The sequence below is a fragment of the Sporosarcina cascadiensis genome, from assembly GCF_009650995.1.
GTDB classification, from domain to species: domain Bacteria; phylum Bacillota; class Bacilli; order Bacillales_A; family Planococcaceae; genus Sporosarcina; species Sporosarcina cascadiensis.
Map to the genome: position 1 here is coordinate 195235 of NZ_WHVV01000001.1, position 25554 is coordinate 220788.

A 25554-nucleotide genomic window follows, 5' to 3' on the forward strand; every position below is an offset into this window, starting at 1 on the left:
GTAACCACCTTCACAGGCTATAACGCCTTAGATTCATCTCATTACTTTACTATACCATACACTTTTTTTCGCGTAACGCGATCTGTCTCCAAAATTTCTTCCAAATCAGGATGACTTATAGTCTGGTGCTGATCCATCATCTGCTCGATAATATCCTCGATCTTCATGAAAGGAATACGGCCTTCCATGAACAACTGAACTGCTACTTCATTTGCCGCGTTCATTGCTGTCGGCAGCGTGCCTCCTTCCCTACCTGCATCATATGCAAAGGACAGGGCTCTGAATCGCTCAAAATCCATTTTTTCAAAATGAAGTTTCCCGATTTCATCAAGACGCAGACGTTTGGCATTCGCCATTGGAATCCGGTCGGGATACGTCAGTGCGTACTGAATCGGCACCCGCATATCGGGGGAACCGAGTTGCGCCATGACACTCGTATCTTCAAACTCGACCATCGAATGAATGATACTTTCTTTATGAAGAAGACATTCAATCTGATCATACGGCATGGCAAATAGGTGATGCGCTTCTATGACCTCCAACCCTTTATTCATCATAGTAGCTGAATCAATCGTCAGTTTATTGCCCATCGACCAGTTTGGATGCGCCAATGCCTGCTCGACCGTTACATGTTGCAGCTGATCGCGAGTTAAGTCTCTGAAACTCCCGCCTGAAGCGGTAATGATCAACTGGGTAATACGCTTTTCATTTTCACCGTTCAACGCCTGAAATAAAGCGGAGTGCTCACTGTCGACCGGCACAAGCGGCACTTGGTGTCGTTTTGCAGCCTGGACAACCAGATCCCCGGCTGCAACTAATGTTTCTTTATTTGCAATGGCGATCGTCATACCGGCTGCAATTGCTGCCAGTGTCGGCTTCAGTCCAACGCTTCCGATCACGGAATTCAGCAGGACGTCTGCTTCGATTCCAACCGCTGCTTCGATGAGACCTTCATCGCCGTGGACAATTTTAACGTTTGGAAATTCAGCCTGCAAGCGATCAGCATCTGCTTTCTCCATGACAGAGACCAGCTGCGGCTTAAACTGTGCAATGATTTCACTGACTTTTTTCATATTTCTTCCTGCTGACATCGCAGTTAATGTAAAGAGCTCCGGATTCGACTCTATAATATCGAGCGTCTGCGTGCCAATTGATCCTGTAGCACCCAGTAAATTTATTTTCTTCATACGTAAACTTCCCTTCGGTTATCCTACAAACTGCAAAAAGTGAAGTAACGGCAATACGAAAAGCAGACTGTCAAAACGATCCATAATTCCGCCGTGTCCAGGCAGCAGCGTGCCCGAATCTTTCACATCATAATAGCGTTTTAATGCAGACTCCACTAAATCTCCCATCTGACCGACAATTGATGCAACGACGGTGATGAGGATGAATGCTGTATACGAGCTTGCAATCGGAAAGAATATATTGTAGATCAGCGTGAAAATAACCGCGCAGATAATTCCTCCAATAAATCCTTCGATTGTTTTATTTGGAGAGATTTCAGGCCATAATTTCCGCTTGCCTATTTTACGGCCGACGAAATAAGCGCCTGAATCTGTTGACCAAATGATCAGCAGCGCATAGCCTATGTATTCCAGTCCAAAAAGCCGGGTTTCGATTAAGTAATAAAATCCTACTCCTACATATAAGGCGCTCATTGCGATGAATGCCACGTCTTCAAAAGTAGAACGGTTCTTCACAAGTACGGTATACACAAGCAGCAATAGAATAAGAATGTAAATCATTTCAAGTTTCTGTAAATGTAAGTTGCTTTCCACTTGTGCAGTCCATTTAGAAGGCAGCAGGATGACCAGTAACAGCAGCCAGGATAAAAAACCGCCGGCTGTGAATATTGACATCTTCCGCATACGAAGTAACTCATATAACCCTATTGTAGAAATTGCAAATATCGTTATGATGAAAGGCAGACCGCCGATCCAAATCATAGGAATAAAAAATGCGAGGGCTACGATGGCCGTGATGATTCTTTGCTTCATCCTTTCTGATCCCCTTCCAAACTTCCAAATCTGCGATCGCGACGCTGGAAGTCTTCAATTGACGCCAAAAAACATTCTTCATTGAAGTCCGGCCACAGTACATTCGTAAAAATGAACTCTGCATAAGCCAGCTGCCATAACATGAAGTTGGACAGCCGGACTTCACCGCTAGTACGGATAAGCAGATCCGGCTCCGGCAAGTGAGCTGTCATGAGTCTAGAATTAATGACATTCTCATCTATATCGTTTTTCTGAATCCTGCCGTCTGCGACTTCCTGCGCAATTTCCTTCATTACGTTGACCAGCTCCACCCGGCTGCCGTAATTCATCGCAAAGTTCAGTACAAGCCCTTTATTATGTTTCGTCGCGTCAATCGCTTTTGTGATGGCGCTCCTAGTATGTGCAGGAAGTGCCTCTATATTTCCGATCATCTCTACTTTAATATCTCTTTCCATCAACTCTGGTAAATATGTATTGAGGAATTCGCCTGGAAGATTCATCAAAAAATCGATTTCGATTTTTGGACGTTTCCAATTTTCTGTAGAAAAAGCATAGAGTGTTAGAGCTTTTACACCGAGCGCATTTGCGAAATTAGTAATTTGCCGGACCTTCTTCATTCCTTCATGATGACCTGCTATACGCGGCATTTTCCGCTGTTTAGCCCATCTTCCATTCCCATCCATAATGATCGCCACATGGTTTGGGATTGGTTTTTTCTTAACAGATTCTATTCGGTCATCTAAAAACTGAATATCTGGTGTTTTTTTTCGCAACAGTTTTCTAAGCATAGCGTTCCCCCACTTGGCTCATTTCGGATACTCCTATAGCCTATCCTACCAAATTGCATAGTAAATAGCATGCAAAAGACAGAAAAAAGCGTCCTAAAAGTAGGACGCTCCTCCTGATAGAAAGTTCTATACTCAGATTTCTAAAATTTCATTTTCTTTATCTTTTGCCATCTCGTCTACTTTTTCAATGAAGTTATCTGTTAACTTTTGAACTTCATCATTATAGCGGCGCAGTTCATCTTCCGTAATGTCTCCGTCTTTTTCACTCTTCTTCAGCTCATCATTGCTGTCGCGGCGAACGTTACGGACTGCAACTTTCGCGTCTTCTGCTTCACGCTTTACTTCTTTAACCAAATCTTTACGGCGTTCTTCTGTCAAGGCCGGCACTGCCAGACGGATCACATTTCCATCATTGGAAGGCGTGATGCCGATATCTGATTTCAGGATCGCTTTTTCGATTTCACCGATCGTTGTTTTGTCGTACGGCTGAACAACGAGCAGGCGGGGTTCGGGAACAGAAATGCCGGCCATTTGATTCAATGGGGTAGGCGCTCCATAATAGATTACAGAAATTCTGTCCAGAATGCTTGCATTGGCTCTTCCTGCACGTATGGAGGCCAGCTGTCTTGAGTAGGCACCCAATGCTTTGTCCATCCGTTCAGTTGCGGAATTCATAATTTCTTTCGTCATTGTTTATTCCTCCTGACCACCGTACCGATTTCTTCACCGAGTACGGCTCTTTTTATATTTCCATTCTCCATAATTGAGAATACTACGAGCGGGATATCATTGTCCATACATAATGTGGATGCAGTCGAGTCCATTACTTCAAGACCCTGGCTGATTACTTCTAAGTATGACAGTTCAAAATATTTAACTGCGCTTGCATCTTTCATTGGATCTGCAGAGTACACACCGTCTACGTTATTTTTTGCCATTAAAATGACATCCGCTTCAATTTCAGCTGCACGCAAAGCAGCTGTCGTATCCGTAGAGAAATACGGATTTCCTGTACCTGCGGCAAAAATAACCACGCGGTCTTTCTCCAAATGACGGATTGCTTTTCGGCGTATGTATGGTTCTGCCACTTGTCTCATGTCAATGGAGCTCATCACTCTTGTTTCATGTCCAAGCTTTTCAATAGCGTCCTGCAGTGCAAGAGAATTCATGACAGTCGCCAGCATGCCCATATAATCCGCTGTTGTGCGGTCCATACCCATTTCGCTTCCGACTTTGCCTCTCCAGATATTGCCTCCGCCTACTACTACAGCTACTTCCACACCAAGCTCTACTACTTCTTTTACTTGAGTCGCAACTGATTTCACTACTTCTGGAGACAATCCGTAACCTTGTTCTCCTGCCAATGCTTCTCCACTTAACTTCAACACAATCCGTTTATACTTTGGATTACTCATGTAGACCCTCCTGCCATTTCCTATTCTCAAAAAAGAGGAACACATAATGGATGTGCCCCTCTGTATGATTGGTTATCAATTACACTTCTGCATAATGAAACCAGTTAAACTTAGTTTCCTTTAACTTGGCTCATTACTTCGTCAGCAAAGTTGTCTTCACGCTTCTCGATTCCTTCGCCCACTTCATAACGAATAAATTCAACTAAAGTTCCGCCAGTTGATTTAACGAAATCACGGACTTTTTGGTCAGAGTTTTTAACGAAAGCCTGGTCAAGTACACAGATTTCCTCAAAATACTTTCCTAGACGGCCTTCTACCATTTTCGCTACAATGTTCTCCGGCTTGCCTTCGTTCAGTGCTTGCTCAGTCAACACTTTACGCTCTGATTCTACTTCGTCAGCAGATACTTCGTCACGTGAAATATATTTCGGATTCATTGCTGCGATATGCATTGCTACATCTTTTGCTGCTTCAGAATCAGTTGAACCTTCAAGTACTGTCAATACTGCAATACGTCCACCCATGTGCAGGTAAGGACCGAATGCATCTTGATCTGTCTTTTGGCGAATCTCAAAACGGCGAAGAGTGATTTTCTCTCCGATTTTAGCTACAGCGTTTGAGATATGCTGTGAAACAGTCAGACCGCTGTCCATTTTCGCTTCATTTGCTTCTTCAACGGAAGCGGGTTTATTTGTAAGCAAGAACTCAGAAAGTTCCTTAACAAGTACTTGGAAACCTTCATTTTTCGCAACGAAATCTGTTTCCGCATTCACTTCAAGAATAACTGCTTCGTTGCCTTGAACTAAAATGTTCGCCACACCTTCAGCTGCGATACGGTCAGCTTTCTTAGCTGCACTAGAAAGACCTTTTTCGCGCATGAAATCGATTGCCGCATCCATGTCGCCGTCTACTTGAGTAAGTGCTTTTTTGCAGTCCATCATACCTGCGCCTGTTTTTTCACGAAGTTCTTTTACCATTTGAGCTGTAATTGTTGCCATTTTAAAAATTCCTCCTATTATAATTCAACTTATATAGATTACTTTAAAAAAAGACGATAAGGGGTACGCCGCTTATCGTCTCTTCATTTACTCATTTCAGTCTGCAGCTACAGTTTCAGTTTCGTTCGCTGTTTCAGCAGCCGCTTCATCGTCTTCACCTTGACGGGATTCAATCAATGCATCTGCCATTTTACTTGTAAGTAAACGTACTGCGCGGATTGCATCGTCGTTCGCCGGGATGACATAGTCGATTTCGTCCGGATCACAGTTAGTATCTACGATTCCAACGAGTGGAATATTCAATTTGATTGCTTCAGCAACTGCGATACGCTCTTTACGAGGATCTACGATGAAAATTACATCTGGCAATCCTTTCATATCGCGGATACCGCCTAGGAACTTCACAAGACGTTCATGTTCTTTATTTAATTGAGAAACTTCTTTCTTAGGAAGTACGTCGAATGTGCCGTCTTCTTCCATTTTCTCGATTGCTTTCATACGAGCTACACGCTTTTGAATCGTTCCGAAGTTTGTCAATGTTCCACCCAACCAACGTTGGTTGATGTAGTACATTCCAGCACGTTCTGCTTCTTCTTTGATCGCTTCCTGTGCTTGTTTCTTCGTACCTACGAAAAGGACTTTTCCACCGTCAGCACCGACTTGGCGCATGAAGTTGTAAGCTTCCTCTAATTTTTTAACTGTTTTTTGAAGATCGATGATGTAAATGCCGTTACGCTCCACAAAAATATACTTCTTCATTTTCGGGTTCCAGCGGCGTGTTTGGTGTCCGAAATGAACACCTGCTTCTAGTAATTGCTTCATTGAGATTACTGACATGGTAATTCCTCCTATTGGTTTTTTGTCCTCCGTGTACTTCTTGCAAAAGAGTGACCGAAACGGCACCCACTCTTTCGTCCGCACACGTGTGTAGTAATACCATCTACTAAAATAACATATATATAATCCATTTGCAACCATCGACTTTTTTTAACTGAATTTAAGCAGCAGTTCAATTTCGGTCCGGCCTTTTCCGAGTTCTTTTGCAATTTCTTCAACCGACTTGCCTTCAGCAATCATCATCTTCGCCTTCGCCCGGTCATCCAGCGGCTCTGCTTCCCGCTGTTCTGTCGTAGCGGCAGTCTTCTGATAGGAGCGAAGAGCAAATTGCACCGGCACGGGATGAGGTTTCTGCTGCATTTTATCAGTTTCTGCAGCCGTTTTTTGCTGTGCCGTCTGCGGGAATGAAAAATCAGCAGGCGGAAAAAAATCTGTCTTCCTGTTTAACTGCTCAATCAAACGGTCATTTTCTTCTTTGATTTCAGCCAGATACGCCATTACGGAATGGTCCATTTCATCCATTAGCTGTTGCTGTTTCTTCTCCAGATTATTGAATTTGGAGACTTTTAGAAATAGTAACGTAATAATCATAAAACTGATGATTTGCAGGATGAATAAAATTGCTACAATGATTCCCATATTTGATCACCCGCTACAGTCAACAAATGAGCCTTTAAAAGGATGCTTCACTCGTTGTGCTTCTTCTTCCTGTTTTTCTTTCTTCTGCTGTCCGCTTTGTTCATCCGGCTGCCGGTCATCGGGGTTTAATTTAGCATAAGGATCGGATTCCACCACGGTCTCTTGGTTTTTCAGCGCTTGTTTTTCTGTTGAAGTATTTGCATGCTGCTGCGCAATTTGGGATTGCTGCTGTTTTTGCTCGGCAATTTTTCCAGCCTCGAATGTCTTAGGTATCGCTATTTGCAGTTCAATACTTTTCAAGCTCATAAAACCCCTCCATCCGTAATTTCACCCGCCAGCATGGTTCGCAGTTTAAACAAAGCTTTCGAATGAATCTGCGATATTCTGGAAGTGGACAGACTTAAAATTTCACCGATTTCAGTCAAGGTCATATCTTCCTGATAAAATAAACTGAGAACCAGCTGCTCGTTTTCATTGAGTTCTTTAATTTTCGTCATTAGATCACTGATCAGCTCGTCTTTGACTGCCATCTGTTCCGGTGTCTTTGTCTGTTCATCACGCAAAACAAACGTCTGATCATTCTGCTCATCATCGTCATTCATTTTCTCATCAATCGATAAAACATTTGCGAAATATTGCTCATGAACCGTCTGATATACCTCATCCGTAGTCATCCCGAGATGGTCTGCCACTTCTTCAGGAGTTACTGTCCGCAAATACGACTGCTCAAGTTTGCTGATTTCTTCATCCATCTTTTTTGTCTTTTCTCTAGAGGAACGTGAAAGCCAATCCTCTTTTCGCAAACCGTCTATGATCGTTCCGCGAATACGAAAAGATGCGTACGTATCAAATTTCAAATCACGATCAGGATCAAATTTTGTCAAAGCATCAAATAATCCCTGATAGCCTAATGACTTAATTTCGTCCCGTGAGACATTTTTCGGCAGTCCCGCACTGATTCGCTGCACATGATAATTCACTAATGGTGTATAAAGTTGGACTAGCGTGTCACCTGCATCAGGATCACGGTCTTCGAGCCACAACTTCCACTGATGCCGTTCAGCTGTATCTTGCTTTGCCATCGAATTCACGCCTTTCCTGTCAGCTTCCGTCTGCCTATTCTTACTCCTTATTTAACAGTATAACAAATCTCAACAAAAATAGGCGACTAATCAAATAGCCGCCTGTGTTTTACCGCTTTGTCATCTGGTTACATCTCCTGAGTGCCCGCATTGACTGTGCGGACATGGAGAATGCACGTTTCCGGGTCGAATTCAATTGTCCTTCCGCTCGAACCGCCTGTATCTTCGGCAATAATGGGTATGGAAAGCCTTTTTAGCTCAGCTTTGACAGCCTCCACATTTCTCGGTCCGATACGAATCGTATCATTGGAGCCGAATTGAAACATTTGGGCGCCGCCCGCAATTTTCGCTTTAATGCTGAAAGGGCGGACACCTTCAGATTTGAGTATTTCCATCATGGCATAAATACCGGTATCTGCGAATTTAGCTGCATTCACTGTAGATGACTTTCCTAATTGGCTGTCCGGCAGCATGACATGCACCATGCCCGCGACTTTTTTTGAAGGATCATACAACACCACACCGACACAGGAGCCGAGTCCGGATGTTCGGATCGTCTCTGGAGCTTTGGCGACATTCATATCCGCGATTCCCACTCTTACGACGGTTTTAATATTTTGCATTTAGAGTACACCTAAAGAACTGAATATCGTGCGGTATGAGGGCGGGTCCGGTAATAAGAAAAAGTGACCTGCTAAACTCGAAACACCTTGTTCCCCTTCTTGCAAAATTTCCGTTTCAATGACGATGACTTCATCGCTGTACTGAGAAACTTCAATTAAACCAAAACTGACAATTGCCCCGACCATGTCGACGCTTAATGAAGGGACAGTCGGATAAATATTCAGTGATGTAAAGTCAGAAAGCGCGGATAAATAAGATCCCGAAAGGATATTGCCCAACTCCTGCAGGGCAGAAGCGCCTAACCCTAAGTCTTCTACATCTGTAAATGTAAAGTCAGGTTCATTCATCAGTTTTTGAATGAATTCAGTAGCAGACTCGATTGTCAGTACAAAAAACATACTGCCCGTCAAATCGCCTTCAATCCGGAGGAATATGCCGGCTACTATTTTCTCGGCACCGCCTGCCAGATCAAACATTTCATCAAATGAAACCAGCTCTACATTCGGAACTCTCATATCAATTTTTTGCCCGAGCAGCTGAGACAGCGAAGTCGCCGCGTGTGCAGCTCCTATATTGCCGATCTCCTTTAGTACATCCAGATGCATCTCGGTGATTTCATTTTCAGAGTTCATCCGCATTCACCTTTTTGATCGGCTGCAGCACTTTTTCCAGATTCAGCATCACGAGCAAGCGCTTATCTACTTTGGCTACACCCGAAATGAATTCTGACTCCACAGAACCTACTACTTCCGGCTGCGGACCGATTGCGCTAGTCGGCACATCCATGACATCATTTGCATCATCGACGATCAAGCCTACTTCTGAGTCGGCATAGGAGACGATGATAATACAGCTTGATTCGTCAAATTCCTTATATTCCATGTCAAAGCGTTCACGCAAATCAACGACCGGCGTTACGACACCACGCAAGTTCAAGACTCCTTTGACGTAAGAAGGCATTCTCGGCACACGTGTGATGGACAGCGATTTTTCAATGGATTCTACTACATCCAGGCCAATCGCATATTCTTTATTCATTAATTGAAAGACAATTACTTTCATATCACTTACTTCTACAGCTTTTGTCATACCTTTTATCACCTCGATTATTTAATCAGTGCATTGCAGTCGACAATTAAAGCCACTTGGCCATTACCAAGAATCGTAGCGCCTGATATAGCAAAGACACTCTGCAGATAGTTGCCAAGTGATTTTAAAACGATTTCCTGCTGGCCAATGAATGAATCTACGACTAATCCTGCTAAACTCTCACCTTTTCGTACAATGACGATCGATTGGAAATCTTCTTCATCTGCATTTCCATCACGCATTTCAAAGATTTCTTTTAGATCCACTAACGGCACGATAGTACCGCGGAAATCGATTACAGGCTGGTTATGCGCATTCAGAATATCTGATTTTTGAATAATAGCCGTTTCGATAATAGAGGATAAAGGAATCGCATAGATTTCCTGATCCAATTCTACCAGCATAACGGAAATAATGGATAGAGTCAGCGGCAGCTGAACTTGGAATAACGAGCCTTTTCCTTCTTTTGAATCAATAGAGATATGGCCGCCGAGGGACTCGATTGTATTTTTCACAACATCAAGACCGACTCCGCGTCCCGATACATCTGTTATGGCAGCGGCGGTCGAGAAACCGGACGCCAGTATGAGCTCTGCCACTTGCTTATCGGATAAAGTCGGCGCAATTTCTTCGCTGACAATGCCGCGCTCAATTGCTTTATTCAATACCCGCTCACGGTTCACACCGGCTCCATCATCTTCCAGTTCAATAAAGACATGATTTCCAGAGTGATACGCACGCAAAGTCACAGTGCCTTCTTCAGGCTTACCGGCCGCAATTCGCTCTTCCGGACTTTCGACTCCGTGATCGAGAGCATTTCGGATCAAGTGGACAAGCGGATCGCCTATTTCATCAATAACTGTCCGGTCCAATTCCGTTTCAGCACCGATAATTTCCAAATTAACCTTTTTATTCAGATCACGCGCCAGCGTCCGAACCATTTTAGGAAAACGGTTAAAGACAGTCTCAACTGGAACCATCCGCATATTCAGGATAATATTTTGAAGGTCACCCGACACCCGCGTCATACGTTCCACTGATTCATTGAGTTCCGGATTATGGAGCTCGCTCGCGATCGATTGCAGACGTCCGCGGTCAATAACCAGTTCTTCAAACAAGTTCATTAAGATGTCGAGACGGTCGATGTTTACGCGGATCGTCTTATTGGAAGATGACTGGCCTGATTTTTTGCTTGGTGCCGTGTCCTTAGGCTCTGCCTTTTCCTGTGCTGCTTTTACTGTGGGATTTTCTGTTTTCTTTTCTATTTCCTGCGGTTGTTCTTCCAGACTCTCAAACTCTGTCTGCTTATATTTTTGCACGTATTCATCTGTAATATGAGTGATTTTCACATCTTCAATTTCGGAAACCTTCATAACTTTTGCTCTCAGTTCATCAGCATCTTCATGTGTCAGCAAAACAATGGTAAACTTCTGATCGAAGTCTTCATTTTCCAGCTTTTCTACTGTCGGTACCGTTTTGATAACTTCCCCTGATTTTTCCAGGATTTCAAATGTCATGAATACGCGCGCCACTTTCAATAAACAATCTTCGCGCAGTTCCACAGTGATTTCATAGGCATTGAAGCCCTGGTCAGATGACTGGGAAATAACAGTCAACTCAAATTCATCATAATGTATGCCCGATGAAGTCAAGACTTCTGTCGGCGCTTCTTCTGTCGCGGCAGCTGTTTCTGATAAATCCAGCGGCTCTCCCGCTTCAATCCGATTCAGTGTGTCGACCAGATGGCTGACGTCCTTCTTGCCGTCTCCGCCTGCTTCGATATCCAGTACCATTAATTCCAGATCGTCGGACGCTTCAAATACTACATCCAAAATTTCTGTGGTGACGCTGATTTTTGAGTTACGGATTGCGTCGAGGACGTTTTCCATCTTATGTGTTAAATCCGCAATATCTTCATATCCCATAGTAGCGGACATACCCTTTAATGTATGGGCTGCTCTGAAAATTTCATTGACGATTGCCAGATCATCAGGATTATTTTCCAATGCAAGCAATTGTTCATTACACGCCTGCAAATGTTCTTTACTTTCCTCGATGAACATATCCAAATATTGACTTGTATCCACTGTAAAGCCCCCTAATCACTTCAAATTTCCCAATATTGCATCAGCGATTTGCTGAACATCTCTGACTTCATCGCTCAAGCCCGCATCTATGATGGCTTTCGGCATGCCATAGACAACTGAAGTATTTTTGGATTCCGCAATTGTTATGGTTTTGCATGTTGCACGCAGTAACTCCATTCCTTCTTTTCCGTCATAGCCCATCCCCGTCATAATAACGGTGAGATAATTCAATTCAGGATGTTTCGCGGCTGATTCCAGTAGGACGTTTACAGCCGGTCGATGTCCGGAGCGCGGTGCTTCCTTTGCATCCAGGACCGCCTGATATCCCGCTGCTGTTTTTTCGAATGTTAAGTGCAGGCCGCCTGGAGCAACATAAGCCGTGCCGTTGTAAAGTAACTCCCCGTGCTCAGCCTCTTTAACAGTAATCTCACTAAGCCCGTTTAAACGTTCTGCCAGTGACTTCGTAAATCCCGGCGGCATGTGCTGAACGATTAAAATGGGAGAAGGGAAATCTGCTGGCAGGCGGGTAATTACTTCCTGTAAGGCTCGCGGTCCCCCTGTCGATGTACCTATTATAACAAATGTTTTAGAACTTTGGGCTTTATTTCTAGAAAAACTTGCTAAATTAGCAGGCGTTCCTGTGATGGAATTACTTTTTTCCGTTGTATCTTTCTTCTCAACAGGCATGGTATAACGAGTTCTGGCAGGCGTAATCTTCCTCGTCAGTGAGTGAATTCCGACATTTGAGGCAGCAAAAACTTTTTCAACAATCTCTTTTTCGATTTCATGCAAATTCAAAGAAATCGCACCGCCCGGCTTGGCAATTACATCCACGGCACCGTACTCCATAGCCAGAACTGCATTTTCTGTATTATGTTTTGTCGTACTCGATAAAATGACGACAGGAACCGGATGATGATCCATCATTTCCTTCAGTGCCTGCAGCCCGTCCATCACCGGCATCTCAATGTCCATTGTCACGACATCAGGAGAAAAGTCGCGTACTTTCTGGACTGCATCCTGTCCGTTTCTGGCAATACCAACTACTTCCATCATCGGATGTTTATTCAGCATATCTGAAATCAGTTTCCGCATAAAGGCTGAATCATCCACGACAAGTACTCGTTTTTTCTTACCGACTATCATTTCAGGCACGCCCTTTCCGAAAAATGCTCTTTAATTTGCCAAGGAAACCTGACGTCTCAATAGAGGTGCCCGGCTGATGGCCAATTAAAAATGAATCCGTAATTGCGGTCATTCGTCTCGTGATGTGCGCATTTGGATACAGCTTTACAAAAGGTGTTTGTGCGACGACTGCGTTTCGCACATTCAAATCATCCGGCAAAAAACCCAATAGATTCGTTTCCGCCGATAAAAATTTACGCAATGCGAGCTGCAGTCTGGCAATGGAGTCCCGGCCTTCTTCTTCTTTCAGTACCCGGTTTCCAACAATATGAAAAGTCCGCTCTGCATCCTGCATGCAAATGAATTTCATCATCGAATAAGCATCGGTAATAGAAGTCGGTTCCGGAGTGGCGATCAGAATAATTTCATCGACTGCCATAATTAAGTCCAAGGAGTTTTGTGTTGCACCTGCACCCATATCGAATAAAATAACATCGTAATCGGACTGTAGAGTCGTAAATCCTTCTATCAGACGGTCGAACATCGATTCAGACCATTCCATTACTGTCTCCAGTCCGGAGCCGCCCGCGATAAACGACAATCTATCTTCTAAAGGTGTAATGACGTCATAGAGGTCTCTTGAACCGTTTAAATAATCTTTCAAACTATAATTAGGAGCAGCGCCGAATAGAATATGAATATTGCCCATGCCGATGTCCATATCTACAATTAATACTTTTTTGCCTTTAGCGGCTAGTGAATATGAAAAATTTGCTGTAAAGTTAGATTTTCCAACTCCGCCTTTTCCACTGATAACCGCAACAGATCTGGCCGTTTTCCCTTGTGCTTTTAACATTTTCAAACGCAGTGCTTCTGCCTGATCATGCATGCTGATCACCTGCCAGCAAAAGAGTGAACAGTTTTTCAAAATTCGCTTCTGTTATATCTTCAGGAACTTCCTGGCCGTCTGTAAAATAAGCCATGCCTATAGAATACTTCAGCATTAAGTTGATCATCGAGCCAACTGAACTGGTTTCATCTGTCTTTGTGAAAATAAATTTCTCAATCGGGAACTTTTCAAAACGTTCTATGATAATATCCATATCCTGCTCTTTAGACGTAGTCGACAAGACAAGAAATGTTTCCATATCCAATGAAAAATCTACAAGTCTCTGTAAATCCTCAACAAATTTTGTTTCTTTATAATTGCGGCCGGCCGTGTCAATAAAAATTAAGTCGCGGTCCTGAAGCTTTTCAATCGCAGCGGCAAAATCAGTTGCGTTATAAGCAATTTCCACGGGAGCCTGCAGCAAATTGGCGTATGTCCGCAATTGTTCAATCGCGGCAATCCGGTACGTATCGGTAGTGATAAAGCCAATTTTCTTTTTTTCTTCCAGAAGTGCGCGCGCAGCAATTTTCGCAATCGTTGTCGTTTTACCGACGCCGGTCGGACCGAGCACGTTAATATATTTTTTGGTATAAGAAATTCCGCCGAACGATACTTCTCTAAGTTTGGCGGAAAACCATTGTTTCAATAATTCAAGTTGTTCTGTTTCTGTGAAATCTTTCTTCTCTTTTTTCATTTGTTCATAGAGTGCGTCGCCGGCCTCCGCTATGTATTCGTGCGCAAGCCCCTGTGTCTGCAGCTTCACTAAAAGCGGTATCAATTCATCAGGATATTTCTCCAGCGTACGGTCACTCTGCTGCATCCCTTTGATCATTTTTTTCATTTCCTGCATTTCTGCCTGAAGGGATTCCGCAGCATCAGAGCGGGCTGGCAGCACAGCTCTTGCAGGCGGTTCATATATCGGTTTTTCAGCTTTTTGGTCAAAGCCCGCCACGACTTCTACAGAGCGTTTTTGAAACAGCCCGAGAAAACCTTTTGATTTGATCACGCTGGAACTAAGGATCACGGCATCATCGCCGAAATCTTCTCGTACTTTTTTCATAGCCTCGACCATGGTTGGAGCTGTATATTTTTTCATTTTCATTAAATATCCACCACCCCTACACTTTGTACTTCAACGGATGCTTCGAGTTCATTATAAGACAAGATGGGTATTTGTGGGAAATAACGCTCCGTAATCTGGCGCAAATACATTCGAATGGCAGGTGAACATAGAATGACCGGTGCCTGATCAAGCAAAGCCACTCGCTCGACTTCCTGTGCAATGCGCTCCAGGATTGCCTGCGACTGTGAAGGGTCGATCGACAGGAAGTTTCCTTGTTCGGTCTGCTGGATACTGTCAGCAATCAGTTTTTCCACCTTGCCGGAAACCGTCAAGACTTTGAGCGCTGCATTGCCGGTTACGTACTGGCTCGTAATTTGACGTGCCAATGACTGGCGCACGTATTCTGTCAGCACATCTACATCAGATGTATATTTAGCATAATCCGCAAGTGTTTCAAAAATGATCGGCAAGTTTCTGACAGATACTTGTTCACTTAATAGCTTAGCCAAAACTTTTTGAATTTCGCCGATGGATAATGGCGTCGGCGTTAATTCGTCGACCAAAATAGGATAGGTTTCATGCACATGGTCGACCAGCTGTTTTGTTTCCTGGCGGCCAAGCAAGTCGGCTGCATTCGCGCGAATTATTTCGGTTAAATGAGTAGAAACAACACTCGGCGGATCGACAACCGTGTACCCCATTATTTCCGCTTCTTCTTTTGCTTCTTCTGTAATCCATTTGGCAGGAAGTCCGAATGAAGGCTCAATCGTATCGATTCCTTCAATTAAATCTTCCCCGCCCGGACTCATGGCCAAGTAATGATCGAGCAGCAGCTCACCCCGCGCCATTTCATTGCCTTTAACTTTGATGCGGTATTCATTCGGCTGCAGCTGGATATTGTCACGGATCCGCACAACTGGAATAACGAGTCCAAGCTCAATTGCCAGCTGACGTCTGATCATGACGACGCGGTCGAGCAAGTCTCCGCCCTGCGTTGCATCCACAAGAGGTATAAGCCCGTAGCCGAATTCAAATTCAATCGGATCAACGTTCAATAAGTCGATAACATTTTCAGGCCGTTTCAGTCCCTCTGTTTCTACATCTTCTTCCATCTCAAGCAATTCTTCCGGATCTTCAGCCGCTTTATGTGACATCATGTATGCACTGATTGCCAAAGCTAAAGCAATCGGAATCGTCAAAATGTCATTAATTGGAGTAGCCAATCCTAATAAAAAGATTGTTACCGCTGCAACATACAGCAGCTTCGGCTGTCCTAGCAGCTGATTCGTAATATCTGAGCCTAGGTTCCCTTCAGAAGCGGCACGCGTAACGACAATACCGGTAGCTGTCGAGATTAATAATGCCGGAATCTGTGAAACGATTCCGTCACCGACTGTCAAAGTGGAGAATTGAACTGCGGCTTCAGCGAATGGCAGTCCCATCTGCACGACTCCGATAATCATACCGACCAATAAGTTGATCATTACAATGATGATTCCGGCAATTGCATCCCCTTTTACGAATTTCGTCGCACCGTCCATCGCACCGTAAAAGTCCGCTTCATTACTGACTTTCTCACGTCTTGCACGCGCTTCTGTATCGGAGATCATACCGGCGTTCAAATCCGCATCGATACTCATTTGCTTACCCGGCATCGCATCCAGCGTAAACCGCGCAGCAACTTCAGAAACACGTTCCGAACCTTTCGTGATAACGATAAATTGAATAATAATCAAAATAACAAAGACCACAAGACCGACAACAATATTTCCACCTGTTACAAACGTACCGAATGTATCAACTACGCCCCCTGCATCACCTTCAGAAAGGATTGCACGTGTAGTGGATACGTTCAGGCCGAGACGGAACAGCGTCAATAACAGCAAGAGCGACGGGAAAATCGAGAATTGCAGTGCTTCCTGCATATTCATCGCCGTCAGAAGCACCATTAAACCAAGGGTAATATTAATAATGATTAGAAAACTTAACAGCCAGGGTGGTAACGGGATGACGAGCATCGCAACGATCATAATTACCGCTGCTAATACTCCGATATCTTTAAACTGCATGCCACCCCTACTTTCTCAATTCACTTATATTTTTCGCTGGATACGATATACGTACGCCAGGATTTCAGCTACTGCTTTAAAAAATTCTTCAGGAATACGGTCACCAATTTCCACTTGATCAAACATAGCCCGTGCAAGCGGACGGTTTTCCACCATGACGATTTCATTCTCCTTGGCAATCATCTTGATCTTCTGTGCAATGAAATCTGCACCCTTCGCTACGACGATCGGAGAATCCATCTGCTCGTCATCATACTTCAGTGCAATCGCAAAGTGCGTCGGGTTGGTTATCACTACATCCGCCTCAGGAATTTCCTGCATCATCCGCCGCATTGCCATTTCTCGCTGACGCTGCTTGATCCGTGATTTAATAAGCGGATCTCCGTCCATATTTTTATGTTCATCTTTGATATCCTGCTTGGACATTCTAAGATTCTTTTCATAGTCAAATTTCTGATAAAGGAAATCTAGTATAGAGATAAAGAGCAGGACAAGTGAGGCGATAATCCCCATCATTCCGACTAATTTTGCAATGGTCAGCAAGATCATATGCGGTGTTCTGAAAGCCAGATCCAGGACCTGTCCCAAGTTCATCCAAATGACAAGTGTCGTCACAGTCCCGATAAACGAAATCTTCAGTACAGATTTAAGTAATTCTACAATGGCCCGTATAGAGAATATTCGCTTCAGTCCTTTAATCGGATCAATCTTTTTCAAATCAAACTTCAATGGCTCACCAGTAAACAACAGACCAAACTGTAAAAGGTTTGCTGCAACACTTGCGATCACCGCAATGATCATAATCGGCAACAGAATGACCGCCATCTGTTTCAGGATGTTCATATAAACTAACATCACTTGGTCTTCATCTAATATATGTATAGGAATAAAATGAGTAAAAGACTCTCGGAAAAACACAAAGAAATTATCTCTCATAAAACCTGCTGCAAAAAACATGAATGTAAAGACAGAAAGCAAAACAATCGCACTTGTAACGTCCTGACTTTTCAATACCTGTCCTTTTTTTCGAGAATCTTCACGTTTTTTCGGGGTGGCTTTTTCTGTTTTCTCGCCGGCGAAAAATTGTAAATCAAGCCTCAGCAACAAATCAGCCACCTCCCAGCAGTACCATCAGATCTCTCATTGTAATGATCATCACTTCAAACAGCTTCTTCATTAAGGTAATCAGCACGCCTGACATGGTCACAAGAACCATGAAACTAACTCCAATCTTGATCGGAAAGCCAACTACGAATATATTCAGCTGCGGCACAGCACGTGCTGTGATTCCAAGAGCCAAGTCCACGAGGAATAATGTAGCAACAACTGGTATCGCCATTTGGAAAGCGATGGCAAAAGATTTAGCAAACGTCAACACCATGAATTCCGCCACATTTTCACTGCCGAATGGCGGAAACATTTCATTTACAGGCACAAATTCATAACTGTAAAAAATACCGTCCAGCAGCATATGATGGCCATTTAAGACGAGCAGCAGAAGCATCGCCAATGAATTGAAAAATTGACCTAGCAAAGGTGACTGGGCACCAGTTTGTGGGTCAATGACGTTCGCTATCGCAAAACCCATCTGAAAGTCGATAAAACCACCAGCCACTTGAATGGCTGACATAATAATAAAGGCGGCAATGCCAATGGACAAGCCGACTACCGCTTCTTTAATCACCAGCAATATGTATTGGCCATCTATTTCGACAACCGGGATATCAACCGAGTAAGACATCATCCACGCGAGTATCGCAGCAAAAACCAAACGCTGTGTCGCCGGAATCGAGCGGTATGAAAATAAGGGCAGTGTAACAAAGAAAGATGTCACACGCGTTAGTATGAGTAAGAATGCAGGTATAGACGGGATGAGTTCATTCATTTAATCACCCAATATACCTTGCAAGACCGGAAAAAATATCACTTGCATAATTGGTAACATATGACAGCATCCATGGTCCGAAAAATACGATGGCCACCATAACTGCGATAATTTTCGGTACAAATGCCAACGTTTGTTCCTGAATCTGCGTTGTCGCTTGGAAAATACTGACACCGAGTCCAGTCAATAACGCAACGAGCAAGAGAGGCCCTGAAGCGAGAAGAATAACCCACACAGATCGTTCTGCAATAGAAATAACAAATTCGCTCGTCATTCAAATCCCCCCTAAAAGCTTTGCAGCAATGACTGGATAATGAGATACCAACCGTCCACTAACACAAACAATAATATTTTAAACGGCAATGAGATCATAACTGGCGGAAGCATCATCATACCCATCGACATGAGGACACTGGCGACAATCATATCGATCACCAGAAATGGAATAAAGATCATGAAACCCATTTGAAAGGCTGTTTTGATTTCACTCAGCGCAAAAGCCGGCACCATCATCGTCAGCGGTATTTCTTCAAGCGTTTCAGGTTGTTCCATCTGGTTATAACGCATGAATAATTCTAAATCTTTCTGTCTCGTATGTTCACTCATGAACTCTTTAAACGGACCGCTCGCCCGTTCATATGCTTCATCCAATGAAATTTCTTCATCAAATAAAGGAGTCAGCGCTTCTTCATTCACCTGAGATAAAACAGGCGCCATAATAAAGAAAGTCAGAAATAAAGCCAGTCCTACAAGCACTTGGTTAGGCGGCATCTGCTGTGTCGCAAGAGCCGTCCGAACAAATGATAATACAATAATGATCCGGGCAAAAGATGTCATTAATATCAAAATAGCGGGAGCCAGTGACAACACTGTCAGCAGCAAAAGCATTTTGATGGAAGTCGAAACGTTAGCCGGATCACTGTTTGAAAACGAATTTAGAAAATCAGTCATCCCGGTCGCTTCCTTTCCGCTTCAACCGATCCAAATGTTCCTTGCGATCTGCTTTGATCTCATCCATTTTGGAAGAAAACAATTGACTGAAATCAGATGAATCCGTAGAGGTGTTTCCAGACTGTACTTTTGAGAAAAAGCGTTCATAAAGCTGTGAAATAATGCCTTTGCGAACATCACTGCCTTCGGAATCATAACGGTCCAGCAAATCAGCGATATCGGCAGGATCATCAATTTCTTTCAGCAGCTGGACATTTTCGCCGACACCTACTACAAAATAATGATTGCCCATTTTCACTAATTGAATAGATTTATGCTGTCCAAGCGGCACGCCGCCCAAATTGGTCATCAAGCGGGTCTGGTCAAAACTGCGATTGCGTTTATTAAGAAATCGCAGCAGCCATACAAGCAAACCGATAACAAAAATAAAGGCTAAAAGGGTCCGGATATAATCCCAGGCAGACAGCCCTTTTGGCGCTTTCTCAGTCTCCTGCGGATCGGACAGGCTTCCCGGGGCCCCCGCCGGAATGTCCTGATCTTTTTTATCTGCTTGATTTTCAGCAGTATCATCCGAACTGCAGTCTTTTCCTTTTCCAAAGCAGTCAGATACACGGGCATTAGGATCTGTTTCTGCCTCTGCGTGCGGCATCCAGAAAACGAGGCATACGAGCAGCATAACAAACCATTTGGTAAATTGTTTTACGTTCATAAGATGACTTAGCTCAACGCTTTGTCGATCGCTTCAATCACACGGTCAGCCTGGAATGGTTTTACGATGAAATCTTTAGCGCCCGCTTGAATTGCATCAATAACCATGGCCTGCTGCCCCATAGCTGAACACATAATGATAGTTGCAGACGGATCATTGCCTTTAATTGCTTTAAGTGCAGCGATTCCGTCCATCTCCGGCATCGTGATATCCATTGTGACCAGATCCGGTTTTAACTCACTGTACTTTTCTACAGCCTGCGCACCGTCTGCTGCCTCTCCTACTACTTCATAATCATTCTTCGTCAAGATATCCTTGATCATCATACGCATAAATGCTGCGTCGTCAACTACTAAAATTCGTTTTCCCATTGCTTATCCCTCCAAGTATCTACTATCGTAAATTGTTTAATCGGTCCATCTGACTTAGTATATCCGTAATCCGGACACCGAAGTTTTCATCTATGACTACTACTTCTCCTTTAGCAATAAAGCGGTTGTTGACCAAGATATCGACAGGTTCACCCGCCAATTTATCCAGTTCAATAATAGAGCCTCCGGACATTTCCAGGATTTCCTGGACTGAACGCTTCGTACGGCCTAATTCTACCGTTACTTGAAGAGGTATATCAAGCAGCATATTTAAATTATTTGCTTCTTCTTTGTTCAAGCTCGGTGCGTCGAAGCTGGCAAATTGTGCCTGCTGTACTTGAACCTGAGGCTGTGCCGGTCTTTGCTGAGGTGGCGCTTGCTGAACCTGCTGCTGGGGCGGTGCCTGATAAGCCGGCTCTGGCTCCTGCTGGGCGGCCGGCTGCTGATATTCCTGCTGCTGCGGCTGTGGTGCAGGCTGTGCCGGTGCAGGCGGTTCTTCTGTAACAGTTGCCGCCTCTTCTTCTCCCATCAAAGATGAAACTAGTTTCTTACCAAACTCCAGAGGGAATAGCTGCATAATATTCGAATCAATTAACTCGCCCACCCTTAAATTGAAAGACACGCGGATCAGCAGATTATGAGGCGGAATATGTTCAGTACCCTGGTCCAGCTGAATATTCATCAAATCAATTGTAGGCGGTGAAATGTCCACTTTCTTATTGAAAATAGTGGACATCGAAGTAGCAGAAGAGCCCATCATTTGATTCATCGCTTCCTGTACAGCGCTAAGATGGATATCCCCCAAATCTTCATTCGGCGAAGTCCCATCCCCGCCCAGCATCAAGTCTGCGATAATCGCTGCGTCACTCTGCTTAATAACAAGCAGATTCACACCGCTCAGACCTTCTGTGTATTCCACTTTAATCGCAACATAAGGATGGACAAATTCTCTATCCAGCTCGTCACGTTTAATCAGTGTGATTTTCGGTGTCGTAATTTCCACTTTCTGTCCAAGCAATGCAGACAGTGCAGTCGCCGAACTGCCGAATGAAATATTGCCGACCTCCCCAAGCGCGTCCTGCTCCATCTCCGTCAAATAATCATTAATTTCGATTTCATCTGATTCAGGTGCAGCTTCTTCAGCGGGTTCCAATGTTTCACCCCTCAGCAACGCTTCTATTTCTTCCTGTGAGAGAATGTTATCACTCATCATCCTCATCCCCTCCCGTCTCCAAAATATCCAGTATTTGAACAGCCATGCGGTTTCGCAGTTTTCCCGGCTGTGCGGTAAATTTAGGCGTATCACCGACTCGGATCGTTAATGGTTCTTCAATTCTTGTATTTAATGAAATCACATCACCCATCTGCAAGTATAAGAAGTCTTCTACAGAGATTTCTCCTTTACCCAGTTCTGCAGTAATCGGCAGTGAGGCTTTTTTGATTCGTTTCTCGAGAAGTACACTCTGTTCAGGCGTCGGTTCCTTTTTATTCGTCTGCATCCAGTAGCTGACCGACAAATTTGGAATTATCGGTTCCAGAACAATGTGCGGGATACAGATATTGATCATTCCGCTTGATTCGCCGATCATTATGTTGAATGAAATAACGACGACCGTTTCATTGGGAGAGATCATCTGCAGGAACTGCGGATTCACTTCCATCTCCGCGAGATACGGATCGATATCGATCAAACCTGACCATGCTTCCCGCAAACTGTCAAAAGAACGTTCAAATAAGTTCGTTAAAATTTTCGTCTCGATCTCAGTCATATTATCCACTTTGCCGGAACTCGAGCCGAATCCGCCCATTAAGCGCTCCAGCATGGAATAGGCAACGTTCGGATTCACTTCCATCAAGATATTGCCTTCGAGCGGTGACACATCAAATATATTGATCAGCGTCATATTCGGAATCGAGCTGATAAACTCTTCAAAAGGAATCTGATCGACCGAAACGACATTGATCTGAATATATGTACGCAGCTGAGCTGAAAAATAGGTCGTCAGCAATCTGGCGAAGTTTTCATGAATCCGTGTCAGACTGCGAATCTGATCTTTCGAGAACCGCAGCGCACGTTTAAAATCATAGACCCGTACTTTGCGGGTTTCTTCTTCTTTCTTCATTTCTTCCGCTGACATCTCACCTGTCGATAAGGCAGACAGAAGCGCATCTATTTCATTTTGGGACAGCACATCTCCCGACATTAGCCCACCTCCTCTTGCGTAAGCACCTCTTACAGATCATACGGCCCGTCACTGAATAATGTAAGAGACAATATACACTTTCTCTATCTTACCATCCTGCATCAGTTCATTCAGCTGGGCTTTTATAGAATCCTGGAACTGCTGTTTTCCTGCTTTTCCTTCAAAATCTTTCGCCGTTAATTCGGAAAGCTCCTGGATGACGAGATTCTTCACCTGGAAATCACGCTTCGTCAATTCTTCTCCGGCTTTTTTGCTGTCCGTCTGGATTTTCAATGAAACCCGGATGAAATTGCGGCCGGACAGATTCGTTGTAATTTCTTCGACATCGACAGAGGACTCAAGAATTTCATCGATATTCGGACCTTTCTCGGCCTCTTCATCCCCTTTGTTAAAATTCAGAATGAGTACAACCGCCACTACGCCGATGAGCGTAATACTTACTAAAATAATCAATGAAATCGTCAATAATTTATTCTTCATCTTCTTCACCCCGGATATGCGGATTCGACAACAGCTGGACCGCTTGATAAAATTCAATGATCCGGCTGTTCACTTCCTCAACCGTATCAAGAACGATGTACTTCGACCCTGAAGTCAGCGTAATGGTCGTGTCTGGAAACGACTCAACCTTCTCTATGTATAAAGCGTTTAACGTGAATGTCGTGTTATTCAATCTCGTAACTTTAATCATATGTAAGGGGCCAGGCCAAGGCCGGCCCGACCCTCCTTTTCAAACTATGCTATTTTTATCGTTTTAAGTTTACTAGTTCCTGCAAAATTTCGTCTGATGTTGTGATTATCCGGGTGTTGGCCTGGAATCCACGCTGCGCAACAATCATTTCTGTGAATTCTTCGGATAGGTCTACGTTGGACATTTCTACAAAACCAGACTCAATTTTACCGCGTCCTTCTAACATTGGCGCTCCGAAGTTATCCTCAGGTGAGCCAGAGTTTGCAGAGAACTGAAACAGATTCCCCCCTACTTTTTCCAAACCACCAGGGTTCGCAAATTTAGTTATAGAGATATTCTGTGTTCCTTGCAATTCATCTTGGCCAGGCTGAACATATCTGACACTTCCATCTTGACCGATAGACATTGAAGTAGCATCTAAAGGGATGTTAATTTTAGCACTACCTGTATCCAAAACGTATCTACCTTCTCCATCTACCAAATCTCCATTTTGATCCAATCCGAAATTGCCTGCTCTCGTATAAAAAGAATTTTCTCCGCCGTCTTCACCTACCTTAAAAAAACCATCTCCAGATATCGCCAAATCCAATGTATTACCCGTGAATTGTGTTGAGCCACCACTATGAATTGTATCAATAGCTGCAATTTGTGAACCTAGCCCAACCTGTTTATAGTTTACTCCACCACGCAAGTCTGTCGGACCTGTCGCACCTGAAACTGTTTGAGAAATAAGATCCTTAAAAACCGCACGGCCTTTCTTAAATCCGTAAGTATTAACATTGGCAATATTATTACCAATAACGTCTAATTTCGTTTGAAAGTTTTTCAATCCTGATATTCCTGAGTACATTGAGCGTAACATAATGTAGTTTCCCCTCTCGGTTTTAAAATGTACCGCTTCATTCAGTCGGCGGTACGGTGGCATCCTCGTAAGGTCCTGCCGTTATTAGCTGAGCAATATAGTGCCGTCGATATTCGTAAATAACTGGTCTTTCGCTTCCATGCGGTTCATCGCGGTGATGACGGTTGAGTTCTTTGCACTGACAATGAGTGCGGCTTGATCGGTCAACACGAGCGATTCACGGATTCCCTTCCTCTTCGCCTCGTCCACTTTCTCTGAGATGCGTGCCCATTCTGCTTCTGTCATCTGAATGCCTCGTTCTTGCAGTCGGTCGTTAGCATGCTTGCTGATCTTCAGCTTTTCAGGCTGTACCGCTTGCTGCAGATGTGCTGAGAATGACTGATTGGGCTGAGTTTTCTGCTGTGTCTGTCCTGGGCGTATGAGCGGCTGTGATGGAATGCGATGGAAATCAATCTTGTTCATGACATCGCTCCATTCGTTTCTTATTCTCTTGATTCACTAATTGATGTAAATTGTTTCCCTTCAATTTTACTGCCATCGGCTAGTATATAATTCAGCTTGCCGTCTTTATTTGTAACAGAAATCACTTTGGCTGTCTTTTCTACATCGCCGTCCATATAACTGACATTCTTGCCGATCAGCATACTGGCCTGCACCAAATTATTCGGCTGGCTTCCTGAACTTCCGCCCGTACCGTTCGCAAGCACTTCGGAAATATTGCCGGGTGATAGCTCTTTGCCGTCTTCCAGTGTAAAGATGACTGAGCCGTCCACATATTTAATGGATTGAATATTGCCGGTTCCTTCATTAATAATTGGCTTGCCGTCTTCATCTTTCTTATCTGTCACTTCATGCCATTTCACGTCTTTGCCAATGAAACTATTATACTGAATCAATTGACTTTGAGACTGAATATCTGCAAACTTATCAAAAGCTTTCGCCATATTCATCGTTTGCTCAAGCGCTGAGAACTGCGCCATCTGTGCCATGAATTCCGTATCTTTCATTGGATTCGTCGGATCCTGGTTTGTCAGCTGGGTGATCAGAATTTTCATGAACGCATCTTTCCCCATTGTATCGGGTCCTGTCTTACGTTCGTCACGCTGCTTGTTGATCAGATACATCGAGTCTGTGATCGCCTGCTGGCCTGACATCGAATTTACTTCGTTAGCCATT

Annotated in this window: 31 protein-coding genes; all 31 read right to left on the reverse strand. The window is 43.9% G+C overall.

What is annotated here, in order from left to right:
- Positions 1–41: 41 nt before the first annotated feature.
- Positions 42–1187 (reverse strand): 1-deoxy-D-xylulose-5-phosphate reductoisomerase, encoded by a 1146-nt coding sequence (gene dxr / locus GDZ68_RS00950; RefSeq protein ID WP_153720403.1) that lies wholly within the window; start codon positions 1185–1187, stop codon positions 42–44.
- Between the two features lie 18 nt (positions 1188–1205).
- Entirely contained in the window at positions 1206–2000 is a 795-nt protein-coding gene (locus GDZ68_RS00955; protein ID WP_153720404.1) for a phosphatidate cytidylyltransferase, read from the reverse strand.
- Complete coding sequence (locus GDZ68_RS00960) at positions 1997–2788, reverse strand: isoprenyl transferase (RefSeq protein ID WP_153720405.1); 792 nt, start codon at positions 2786–2788, stop codon at positions 1997–1999. Before GDZ68_RS00960 ends, GDZ68_RS00955 begins: the two co-directional genes overlap by 4 nt.
- 132 nt (positions 2789–2920) lie before the next feature.
- A complete protein-coding gene (gene frr, locus GDZ68_RS00965; protein WP_153720406.1) occupies positions 2921–3478 on the reverse strand; it encodes a ribosome recycling factor in 558 nt (185 codons plus the stop codon).
- The gene (gene pyrH, locus GDZ68_RS00970; protein WP_153720407.1) at positions 3475–4203 is read right to left on the reverse strand and encodes a UMP kinase; all 729 of its coding nucleotides are present in this window, start codon (positions 4201–4203) and stop codon (positions 3475–3477) included. The genes frr and pyrH overlap by 4 nt, the downstream gene beginning before the upstream one ends.
- A 110-nt stretch (positions 4204–4313) precedes the next feature.
- Positions 4314–5201 (reverse strand): translation elongation factor Ts, encoded by an 888-nt coding sequence (tsf, locus tag GDZ68_RS00975; RefSeq protein ID WP_153720408.1) that lies wholly within the window; start codon positions 5199–5201, stop codon positions 4314–4316.
- Positions 5202–5297: 96 nt separating this feature from the next.
- Entirely contained in the window at positions 5298–6038 is a 741-nt protein-coding gene (rpsB, locus tag GDZ68_RS00980) for a 30S ribosomal protein S2 (protein WP_153720409.1), read from the reverse strand.
- A 150-nt stretch (positions 6039–6188) separates the two neighbouring features.
- The gene (locus GDZ68_RS00985; RefSeq protein ID WP_153720410.1) at positions 6189–6677 is read right to left on the reverse strand and encodes a helix-turn-helix domain-containing protein; all 489 of its coding nucleotides are present in this window, start codon (positions 6675–6677) and stop codon (positions 6189–6191) included.
- A 6-nt stretch (positions 6678–6683) separates the two neighbouring features.
- Complete coding sequence (locus tag GDZ68_RS00990) at positions 6684–6983, reverse strand: RNA polymerase subunit sigma (RefSeq protein WP_153720411.1); 300 nt, start codon at positions 6981–6983, stop codon at positions 6684–6686.
- A complete protein-coding gene (locus tag GDZ68_RS00995; protein ID WP_153720412.1) occupies positions 6980–7759 on the reverse strand; it encodes a FliA/WhiG family RNA polymerase sigma factor in 780 nt (259 codons plus the stop codon). The genes GDZ68_RS00990 and GDZ68_RS00995 overlap by 4 nt, the downstream gene beginning before the upstream one ends.
- Before the next feature lie 128 nt (positions 7760–7887).
- A complete protein-coding gene (locus GDZ68_RS01000; protein ID WP_153720413.1) occupies positions 7888–8382 on the reverse strand; it encodes a chemotaxis protein CheD in 495 nt (164 codons plus the stop codon).
- A complete protein-coding gene (locus tag GDZ68_RS01005) occupies positions 8383–9015 on the reverse strand; it encodes a chemotaxis protein CheC (RefSeq protein ID WP_153720414.1) in 633 nt (210 codons plus the stop codon).
- Positions 9005–9472: a chemotaxis protein CheW gene (locus GDZ68_RS01010; RefSeq protein WP_153720415.1), complete on the reverse strand. Its 468-nt coding sequence runs from the start codon at positions 9470–9472 to the stop codon at positions 9005–9007. The genes GDZ68_RS01005 and GDZ68_RS01010 overlap by 11 nt, the downstream gene beginning before the upstream one ends.
- A gap of 17 nt (positions 9473–9489) precedes the next feature.
- On the reverse strand, positions 9490–11559 hold the full coding sequence (locus GDZ68_RS01015; protein WP_153720416.1) for a chemotaxis protein CheA: 2070 nt from the start codon (positions 11557–11559) through the stop codon (positions 9490–9492).
- Between the two features lie 15 nt (positions 11560–11574).
- On the reverse strand, positions 11575–12705 hold the full coding sequence (locus GDZ68_RS01020; RefSeq protein ID WP_153720417.1) for a protein-glutamate methylesterase/protein-glutamine glutaminase: 1131 nt from the start codon (positions 12703–12705) through the stop codon (positions 11575–11577).
- Position 12706: 1 nt separating this feature from the next.
- The gene (locus GDZ68_RS01025; RefSeq protein WP_153720418.1) at positions 12707–13573 is read right to left on the reverse strand and encodes a MinD/ParA family protein; all 867 of its coding nucleotides are present in this window, start codon (positions 13571–13573) and stop codon (positions 12707–12709) included.
- Entirely contained in the window at positions 13566–14675 is a 1110-nt protein-coding gene (flhF, locus tag GDZ68_RS01030) for a flagellar biosynthesis protein FlhF (protein ID WP_153720419.1), read from the reverse strand. The genes GDZ68_RS01025 and flhF overlap by 8 nt, the downstream gene beginning before the upstream one ends.
- Positions 14675–16705, reverse strand: coding sequence for a flagellar biosynthesis protein FlhA (flhA, locus tag GDZ68_RS01035; protein ID WP_153720420.1), 2031 nt, complete (start codon positions 16703–16705; stop codon positions 14675–14677). Before flhA ends, flhF begins: the two co-directional genes overlap by 1 nt.
- A gap of 24 nt (positions 16706–16729) precedes the next feature.
- Positions 16730–17821 carry a flagellar biosynthesis protein FlhB gene (gene flhB / locus GDZ68_RS01040; protein ID WP_153720421.1) on the reverse strand — a complete coding sequence of 364 codons (1092 nt, stop codon included), beginning with the start codon at positions 17819–17821 and terminating at the stop codon, positions 16730–16732.
- Positions 17814–18590, reverse strand: a complete 777-nt coding sequence (gene fliR / locus GDZ68_RS01045; protein WP_153720422.1) for a flagellar biosynthetic protein FliR — start codon at positions 18588–18590, stop codon at positions 17814–17816. Before fliR ends, flhB begins: the two co-directional genes overlap by 8 nt.
- Before the next feature lie 4 nt (positions 18591–18594).
- Positions 18595–18864 (reverse strand): flagellar biosynthesis protein FliQ, encoded by a 270-nt coding sequence (gene fliQ / locus GDZ68_RS01050; RefSeq protein WP_153720423.1) that lies wholly within the window; start codon positions 18862–18864, stop codon positions 18595–18597.
- Between the two features lie 11 nt (positions 18865–18875).
- Entirely contained in the window at positions 18876–19541 is a 666-nt protein-coding gene (fliP, locus tag GDZ68_RS01055; protein ID WP_153720424.1) for a flagellar type III secretion system pore protein FliP, read from the reverse strand.
- Positions 19534–20250 carry a flagellar biosynthetic protein FliO gene (locus tag GDZ68_RS01060; RefSeq protein ID WP_153720425.1) on the reverse strand — a complete coding sequence of 239 codons (717 nt, stop codon included), beginning with the start codon at positions 20248–20250 and terminating at the stop codon, positions 19534–19536. The genes fliP and GDZ68_RS01060 overlap by 8 nt, the downstream gene beginning before the upstream one ends.
- Positions 20251–20258: 8 nt before the next feature.
- Positions 20259–20621 carry a response regulator gene (locus GDZ68_RS01065; RefSeq protein ID WP_153720426.1) on the reverse strand — a complete coding sequence of 121 codons (363 nt, stop codon included), beginning with the start codon at positions 20619–20621 and terminating at the stop codon, positions 20259–20261.
- 22 nt (positions 20622–20643) lie between these two features.
- Positions 20644–21831, reverse strand: a complete 1188-nt coding sequence (gene fliY / locus GDZ68_RS01070) for a flagellar motor switch phosphatase FliY (protein ID WP_153720662.1) — start codon at positions 21829–21831, stop codon at positions 20644–20646.
- Positions 21824–22825: a flagellar motor switch protein FliM gene (gene fliM / locus GDZ68_RS01075; RefSeq protein ID WP_153720427.1), complete on the reverse strand. Its 1002-nt coding sequence runs from the start codon at positions 22823–22825 to the stop codon at positions 21824–21826. Before fliM ends, fliY begins: the two co-directional genes overlap by 8 nt.
- 48 nt (positions 22826–22873) lie before the next feature.
- On the reverse strand, positions 22874–23305 hold the full coding sequence (fliL, locus tag GDZ68_RS01080; RefSeq protein ID WP_153720428.1) for a flagellar basal body-associated protein FliL: 432 nt from the start codon (positions 23303–23305) through the stop codon (positions 22874–22876).
- Positions 23295–23516, reverse strand: a complete 222-nt coding sequence (locus GDZ68_RS01085) for a flagellar FlbD family protein (protein WP_153720429.1) — start codon at positions 23514–23516, stop codon at positions 23295–23297. The genes fliL and GDZ68_RS01085 overlap by 11 nt, the downstream gene beginning before the upstream one ends.
- Positions 23517–23571: 55 nt before the next feature.
- The gene (gene flgG, locus GDZ68_RS01090) at positions 23572–24378 is read right to left on the reverse strand and encodes a flagellar basal body rod protein FlgG (protein ID WP_153720430.1); all 807 of its coding nucleotides are present in this window, start codon (positions 24376–24378) and stop codon (positions 23572–23574) included.
- Between the two features lie 84 nt (positions 24379–24462).
- A complete protein-coding gene (locus GDZ68_RS01095; protein WP_153720431.1) occupies positions 24463–24840 on the reverse strand; it encodes a TIGR02530 family flagellar biosynthesis protein in 378 nt (125 codons plus the stop codon).
- 20 nt (positions 24841–24860) lie between these two features.
- Positions 24861–25553: a flagellar hook assembly protein FlgD gene (gene flgD, locus GDZ68_RS01100; protein ID WP_153720432.1), complete on the reverse strand. Its 693-nt coding sequence runs from the start codon at positions 25551–25553 to the stop codon at positions 24861–24863.
- Position 25554 lies beyond the last annotated feature (1 nt).